The organism is Streptomyces sp. N35 (assembly GCF_016464295.1).
In the GTDB taxonomy this organism is placed as follows: Bacteria; Actinomycetota; Actinomycetes; order Streptomycetales; family Streptomycetaceae; genus Streptomyces.
Window position 1 is genome coordinate 72,438 of sequence record NZ_JAEIMH010000022.1, and the last position, 7,118, is coordinate 79,555.

Sequence of the window (7,118 nt, forward strand, 5' to 3'; positions counted from 1 at the left end):
GGCCCGGGTTCCTCATCGGAACCCGGGCCTTTCGGCATGTGAGACGCGGTCAAGGGTCACTTATGTGGTCTATACCTCCTGGTGCAGGATGGGCCGTATGAAGAAGACCAAGGCCGCGCTCTGGGAGTTCCTCCAGGGTCTGGGCAAGACATTCATGCTCCCTGTGGCGCTGCTCGCGTTCTGCGGCATCATGCTCGGCATCGGCTCGTCGCTGTCCAGCGAACGGGTCACCGAGCAAATACCGTTCCTGAAGGGCGAGGTGTTCCACCTCGTCTTCACATGGATGGCCAACACCGGTCTGGTCGCCTTCAAGTTCCTCCCCGTCATGTTCGCGATGGCTATTCCGCTGGGTCTGGCCCGCGAGGACAAGGGCGTCGCCGCCTTCTCCGGCTTCGTCGGCTTCGCCTCCCTGAACCTCGCGGTGAACTTCTTCCTCACCGCCAAGGGCGTCGACTTCGAGGACGAGAAGGCGATCGCCCACTACGGCATCGCCGACGTCCTGGGCGTCCAGTCCATCGATACGGGGCTGCTCGGCGCCGTCGCGGTCGGCATCATCGTCGCCGTACTGCACCGCCGCTTCCGCACCCAGCGGATGCCCGACGCCCTGGCCTTCTTCGGCGGGCTGCGTTTCGTGCCGATCATCTCGGCCCTGGTGCTCAGCCTCGTCGGTCTGCTGATCCCGCTGATCTGGCCGGCCCTCAACAGCGGGATCACCGCGGTCGGCCGGGGCATCGGGCACGCGGGCGTCTTCGGACCGTTCTTCTTCGGCATGGGCGAGGTGCTGCTCCGCCCGATCGGCCTGCACCACATCCTCGTGGCGATGTTCCGCTTCACCGACGTCGGCGGCTCCGGCATGGTCTGCGGTGAGCAGGTCTCCGGCGCGCTCAACATGTTCTACTCGCAGCTCGGCTGCAAGGCCCCGCCGACCGGCGCCGTCGAGAACGCCACGCACTTCCTCTCCCAGGGCAAGATGGCCGTCTACCTCGGCGGTCTCCCGGGCGCCGCGCTCGCGATGTACCACTGCGCGAACAACAAGATGCGGCCCGAGATCAAGGCGCTCCTCATCTCCGGTGTCGTCGCCTGTGTGGTCGGCGGTATCACCGAACCCCTGGAATTCCTCTTCCTGTTCATCGCGCCCTGGCTCTACCTGATCCACGCGGTCCTGGTCGGCCTCGGCTTCCTGGTGGCCGCGGTGCTCGGCATCTTCATCGGCAACACCGACGGCAACGTCATCGACTGGCTCGTCTTCGGTGTCCTGCAAGGCACGACCACCAAGTGGTACCTGGTCCCGGTCATCGCCGCGATCTGGTTCGCCGGCTACTACTTCCTCTTCCGCTGGGCGATCACCCGGTTCAACCTGAAGACGCCCGGCCGCGAGGAGCCGTCCGCCGAGGAGGACGAGCCCGCCGAGGCCCCCCAGGGCGAGCTGGTCGCCGGCAAGTACGACCCGGTCGCGATCCTCGCGGCCATCGGCGGCCACGCCAACATCACGTCCCTGGACAACTGCATCACGCGCCTGCGGATGACCGTCGAGGACGCCGGACTCGTCGACGAGGCACGGCTCAAGAAGCTCGGCGCGGTCGGTGTGGTGAAGCTCGACGCGCACAACGTGCAGGTCATCATCGGCCCGCAGGTGCAGTCGGTGAAGGACGCGATCGCCAAGCTCGCGCCGGTGGGATGAGCGGGATGAGCGCAATGAACGCGATGGCCTCGTACGACTTCGACCGCTTCGTCGACCGGCACGGCACCTGGTGCACGCAGTGGGACTACGTGGAGGACCGGTTCGGGGTCCCCGGCCTGCTGCCCTTCACCATCTCGGACATGGACTTCGAGACGGCGCCCGAGGTGCTCACGGCCCTGCGCGGGCGACTTGACCACGGGGTGCTCGGGTATTCGCGGTGGCGGCACTCCGACTTCCTGTCCGCGGTCGTCGACTGGTTCGGCAGGCGGTACGCGACCGTCGTCGACCCCGAGTCGATCGCCTACGCGCCCGCGGTGCTCTATCAGGCCGGGGTGCTGATCGATCTGTGGTCCGGGCCCGGCGACGGTGTGGTCGTGCACACCCCCGCGTACGACGCCTTCCCGCGCCTGATCGAGGCGCACGGGCGGGAGATGCGGGGCTGCGGGCTCGACGACTGGGCGGAGTTCGAGCGGCTGCTCGCGCTGCCCGACACCTCCGTGCTGCTGCTCTGCTCGCCGCACAACCCGACCGGGCGTGTGTGGACCGAGGAGGAGCTGGCGCGCATGGCCGGGCTGTGCGCGCGGCACGGGGTCGCGGTGATCAGCGATGAGATCCACGCGGACCTGGCGCACCGGGAGTTCACCACGTGGGCCGGGTTCGACCCTGGACGGTGGGCCGTCGTCACCTCCGCGTCCAAGTCCTTCAACATCCCGGCGCTGACCGGGAGTTACGGCATCATCGGCGATTCCGAGGCGCATGCCGCGTATCTGCGCAGGCTCAAGGACGCGGACGGTCTGTCGTCGCCGGCGGTTCTGTCGCTCGTCGGCCATATCGCCGCGTACCGCGAGGGCGAGGGCTGGCTCGACGCACTGCGGGCGTACGTGGCGGGCAATCTGGAGATGGTCGCGGAACGCCTCGAGGCGGCCGGCCTCAACTGGCAGCCCCCGCAGGCCGGTTACCTGGCCTGGATCGATCTGCGTCCGCTCGGCATCGTGGCGGACGAGCCGCTGCAGCGCGAGTTGATCGAGGGCGAGAAGGTCGCGATCATGCCGGGCGGCGCCTATGGCGCACCGGGCTTCGTCCGCCTCAACGTGGGCTGCCCGCGCGCCAAAGCCGAGGCGGGCGCGGACGCCCTGATCCGCGCGCTGAGCCGCCTCACGTAGCCGCGGGAAAGGGACCGACCGTCCAGGCGGATGTCCGGTTCATACCGGTTCGCGCTGGACAATCGGTCCCCCTCTCAAGGTCTAGGCCTTGAGCTGGTCGTATGCCTCGGGGCTGCTGTCGCGGAGGAATTGCCAGCAGCGTTCGTGTTCCTCTTTTTCGGCGATTTCGCCGGCGGCGCGGGCGAGGGCGGCGAGGCAGCGCAGGAAGCCCTGGTTGGGCTCGTGGCTCCACGGCACCGGGCCGTGGCCCTTCCAGCCGGAGCGGCGCAGGGCGTCCAGACCGCGGTGGTAGCCGGTGCGGGCGTACGCGTACGACTCGATCACCCGGCCGCCCGCGAACGCGTCCTCGGCGAGCAGCGCCCAGGCCAGGGAGTACGTCGGGTGCGCGGCCGCGATCTGGGCCGGGGTGGACGTGCCGACCATGGCCCGTGCCGCCTCGTTCTCCGGCAGCTGAGTGGGGGCGGGACCGCCGAGCAGGTTCTTGTGCGTCTCCATGGCCGCCAGTCTGCCACCCGCGCCGAACGAGTGGTTTCCTCGGTACGGGAGGTCCCGTGCTGACCCGACGACCGCGCACCCAGCTCGCCGCCGTCGCCCTGGCGGGAGTGCTGACCTCGGTCCTGCTGCTGCCCTGGGCGCTGCCCCTCGGCTGGGACGAACTCGTCTACGCCACCCGCTTCTCCCCGTACGGAGACGGCCTCGACGTCGACTTCAGCGCCCCGCGCACCCGGGGCGTCCCGCTGCTCATCGCCCCGGTCGCCCTGTGGTCGGACTCGGTCGTGCTGCTGCGGCTGTGGCTGCTGCTGCTCTGGGCGGTGGCCCTGTACCTCGGCTTCCTGCCGTGGCTGCGCGCGGCCCTGCGGCCGCGGGCCGTGGTCCTGGCCGCGGCCTGCTACACCAGCGTCTGGTCGGTGCTCTTCTACGCGGGCCACGCGATGCCCAACCACTACACGGCGATGGGCGCGGTCGGGGCCGCCGGCTCTCTGGCGCGGCGCCCCCTCTCGTACCCGGGCCTCGTCCTCGGCCTCGCGACGGCGACGCTGATGCGGCCCAACGACGGGGTGTGGGTGGCTCTTCCGCTGTGCGCCGCGGCGCTGTTGTGGCGTCGGCGCCGGGCGGCTCTCGCGATCGCCGGGGGTGGGGCGGCGGGTCTGGCGCCCTGGGTGGTGGAGGCCGAACTGCGCTTCGGCGGGCTGGGCGCGCGGCTGGACGCGGCCGGCGAGATCCAGGGCGGTCTGCGCCCGGTGTTCTCGGTCCCCGCCCATGTCGCGGCGCTCGACGGCCGGCTCCTGTGCCGCCCGTGCGACGGGGACGCGCCGAGCCCTCCGGGCGTCATGATCTGGCTGCTCCTGATCCCGCTGGCCGTCATCGGGGCGCGGCATGCGGCGAGGGACGGTCCGGGTCCTGTCGATGCCCGGCCCCGGCGCGCCATGGCACTCGTCCTCGCCACCGCCGCCTGCTCGGCGGCCCCGTACTTCTTCCTCGTCCCGTACGCGGCGCCCCGCTTCCTCTTCCCCGCGTACGCCCTGCTCGCCCTGCCCGCCGCGCTGGGTCTCCTGGCCGTACGGGAAGCAGTGCGCGGCTCCCGAACCAGGTCCGTGCTCGCGGTCGGGGTGCTCGCGGCGCATCTGACCGGCCAGTTCCTCCTCGTCGACCGGCACGGGGGCATTCAGGCGGGAGCCCGCGGCGACTGGGAGCGGGTCGCGCGGGTACTCAGGGCCCAGGGCCTCGAAGCCCCCTGCACGATCGGCGGCAACGCGATGCTCCAGCCCGTCGCGTACACCTCGGGCTGTGTGCCGCGGCGGACCGGCATCCCCGACGCCTTGGTCCTCGTCCACCGCGCACCGCCGCGCTGGGCCCGCGACTGGGAGCGGCACCCCGTGCCGGATACGTACAACACCGGCTGGTCGGTGCTGGTCAGGCCGGGGTTCAAGCGCCCGTGAGGGGCCTGTGACCAGGCAGGTCTTGCCGATACGGGGGAGGATTGCGGAGGATGCGGGTGGGGACCGGGGCCCCCGTGCCGGCATCGGCAGGGGCGGACCGCTACCCGAAGTACCGAGGAGACAGTGATGTCCCACGAGACCGCAGATACGGGAACCGTCCACAGTCCGGAGACCCCGGAGACCCCGCATCTCGACTTCGCCGGCACCACGCCGTACGAGGACTACGTCCAGGCCGATGTCCTCACCCACCTGCAGAAGACCCTCTCGGACGATCCCGGGGAAATGGTCTTCCTGGTGACCACGCAGGTCATGGAACTCTGGTTCACGGTGATCGTGCACGAGTGGGAGACCGCGGCCCGCGCCCTGCGCGAGGACGATCTCACCGTCGCGAAGGACGCGCTCAAGCGTTCCGTACGCGAGCTCGAAGCCCTCAACGCGTCCTGGACGCCGCTCGCCGGCCTGACCCCCGCCCAGTTCAACTCCTACCGCGCCGCGCTCGGCGAGGGGTCCGGCTTCCAGTCGGCGATGTACCGGCGGATGGAGTTCCTGCTCGGCGACAAGTCCGCCTCGATGCTGGTGCCGCACCGGGGTGCGCCGCGCGTCCACCGGGAGCTGGAGAAGGCGCTGCACGAGCCCTCGCTCTACGACGAGGTGCTCCGGCTGCTCTCCCGTCGCGGCTACGCGATTCCGCAGTCCGTCCTGGACCGCGACCTCTCCCAGCGCTACGAGCCTTCGGCCGAGATCGAGCAGGTATGGGCCGAGGTGTACGGCGGCGATCAGGACGGTGAACTGGTGCGCCTCGGCGAGGCGTTGACCGATGTCGGCGAGCTGGTGTGGCGCTGGCGCAACGACCACCTGGTGGCGACCCGGCGCGCGATGGGCTCGAAGACCGGGACCGGCGGGTCGGCCGGTGTGGCGTGGCTGGAGAAGCGGGCGCGCAAGAACGTTTTCCCCGAGCTGTGGACGGCGCGGTCCTATGTCTGAGTCCGCTGTGTCTTCTCCGGCGATACGAACGGCTCTGGCGATACGGGCCGCGGAACTGGACGCGTCCGACGAACTGGGCAAGGTGCGCGAGCAGTTCGTGCTCGACACCGGGTCCGGTCATGCGGCTGACGCCCCGGGCGTGTACTTGGACGGCAACTCGCTGGGCGCCCTGCCCGCCGCCGTCCCCGCCCACGTCGCGGATGTGGTGGCACGCGAGTGGGGCGAGCTGCGCATCCGGTCCTGGACCGAGTCCGGCTGGTGGGAGGCGCCCGAGCGGATCGGCGATCTGATCGCGCCGCTCGTCGGGGCGGCGGCCGGGCAGATCGTGGTCGGCGACTCCACAAGTGTCAATGTCTTCAAGGCGGTTGTCGGCGCGGTGCGCCTGGCAGGCGAGGGGCGCGACGAGATCCTCGTCGACGAGGGGACGTTCCCCACGGACGGGTACATCGCCACGTCGGCGGCCCGGCTGACCGGGTGCACGGTGCGGCCGGTTCCGCTGGACTCGCTGGCCGCCGCTGTCGGTCCCCGTACGGCGGCGGTGCTCATCAACCACGTGGACTACCGGTCCGGGCGGCTGCACGACCTGCCCGGTCTGACCGCCGCCGTGCAGGCGGCGGGGGCCCCGGGGGTGTGGGGCCTGTGCCACCGCGCCGGGGCGCCGGCCGGGGGGCTCGGTGCGCACCGGGGCGTGCCGGTGGGACTCGATGCGCACGGGGTCGACCTGGCGGTCGGCTGCACGTACAAGTTCCTGAACGGCGGCCCGGGTTCGCCCGCCTATCTGTACGTGGCCGCGCGCCACCAGGCGGCCTTCGACTCCCCGCTGCCCGGCTGGAACTCGCATGTCGAACCCTTCGGGATGCGGCCGGAGTTCGTGCCCGTGGACGGTGCGCGCCGGGGGCGGGTCGGTACGCCGGACATCCTGTCCATGGCGGCGCTCGAAGCGGCGCTCGGTGTGTGGGACGGGGTGCCGGTCGAGGCGGTCCGCGCCAAGTCCCTCGCCCTGACGGACTTCTTCCTCGAATGCGTCGCGGCGTACGTCCCCGAGGGGCGGGTGTCGGTCCTGACGCCGCTCGAGCACGACGCCCGGGGCAGCCAGGTCGCGCTCCGGTGCGATGACGCCTCCGACGTCATGGCCGCGCTGATCGCCCGGGGCGTCGTCGGCGACTTCCGCGCCCCCGACGTCCTCCGCTTCGGCTTCACACCGCTCTACCTGGGCTTCGCCGATGTGGAGCGTGCGGCCCGGGTGCTTGCCGAGGTCCTCTAGTCCTCGGCGTTCCCGCCGCGCCTGGTCCGCCCGTACCCGCCGCGCGCCGGGACACCCCCCCCCCCGCCGGGGGGGGGGGGCGGCCC

Annotated in this window: 6 protein-coding genes; 5 read left to right on the forward strand and 1 reads right to left on the reverse strand. The window is 71.2% G+C overall.

Translation table 11 applies throughout. From position 1 onward, the window contains the following. Nucleotides 1–97: 97 nt before the first annotated feature. Nucleotides 98–1,681, forward strand: coding sequence for a maltose/glucose-specific PTS transporter subunit IIBC (gene malX, locus JAO81_RS14715; RefSeq protein ID WP_199548291.1), 1,584 nt, complete (start codon nt 98–100; stop codon nt 1,679–1,681). A gap of 14 nt (nt 1,682–1,695) precedes the next feature. Then, nucleotides 1,696–2,844 (forward strand): MalY/PatB family protein, encoded by a 1,149-nt coding sequence (locus JAO81_RS14720; RefSeq protein WP_199548320.1) that lies wholly within the window; start codon nt 1,696–1,698, stop codon nt 2,842–2,844. Nucleotides 2,845–2,925: 81 nt separating this feature from the next. Here the strand turns inward: JAO81_RS14720 and JAO81_RS14725 are convergent, their stop codons facing one another. After that, a complete protein-coding gene (locus JAO81_RS14725) occupies nt 2,926–3,339 on the reverse strand; it encodes a DUF3151 domain-containing protein (RefSeq protein ID WP_199548292.1) in 414 nt (137 codons plus the stop codon). Nucleotides 3,340–3,395: 56 nt separating this feature from the next. Here JAO81_RS14725 and JAO81_RS14730 point away from each other — a divergent pair, with 56 nt between their 5' ends. The 3 genes from JAO81_RS14730 to JAO81_RS14740 all read left to right on the forward strand — a co-directional run bounded on the left by JAO81_RS14730 (nt 3,396) and on the right by JAO81_RS14740 (nt 7,032). Then, the gene (locus tag JAO81_RS14730) at nt 3,396–4,784 is read left to right on the forward strand and encodes a hypothetical protein (RefSeq protein ID WP_233415366.1); all 1,389 of its coding nucleotides are present in this window, start codon (nt 3,396–3,398) and stop codon (nt 4,782–4,784) included. A 126-nt stretch (nt 4,785–4,910) separates the two neighbouring features. Next, a complete protein-coding gene (locus JAO81_RS14735; RefSeq protein WP_199548293.1) occupies nt 4,911–5,768 on the forward strand; it encodes a tryptophan 2,3-dioxygenase family protein in 858 nt (285 codons plus the stop codon). Then, complete coding sequence (locus tag JAO81_RS14740) at nt 5,761–7,032, forward strand: kynureninase (protein ID WP_199548294.1); 1,272 nt, start codon at nt 5,761–5,763, stop codon at nt 7,030–7,032. The genes JAO81_RS14735 and JAO81_RS14740 overlap by 8 nt, the downstream gene beginning before the upstream one ends. The last annotated feature ends 86 nt before the right edge of the window (nt 7,033–7,118 follow it).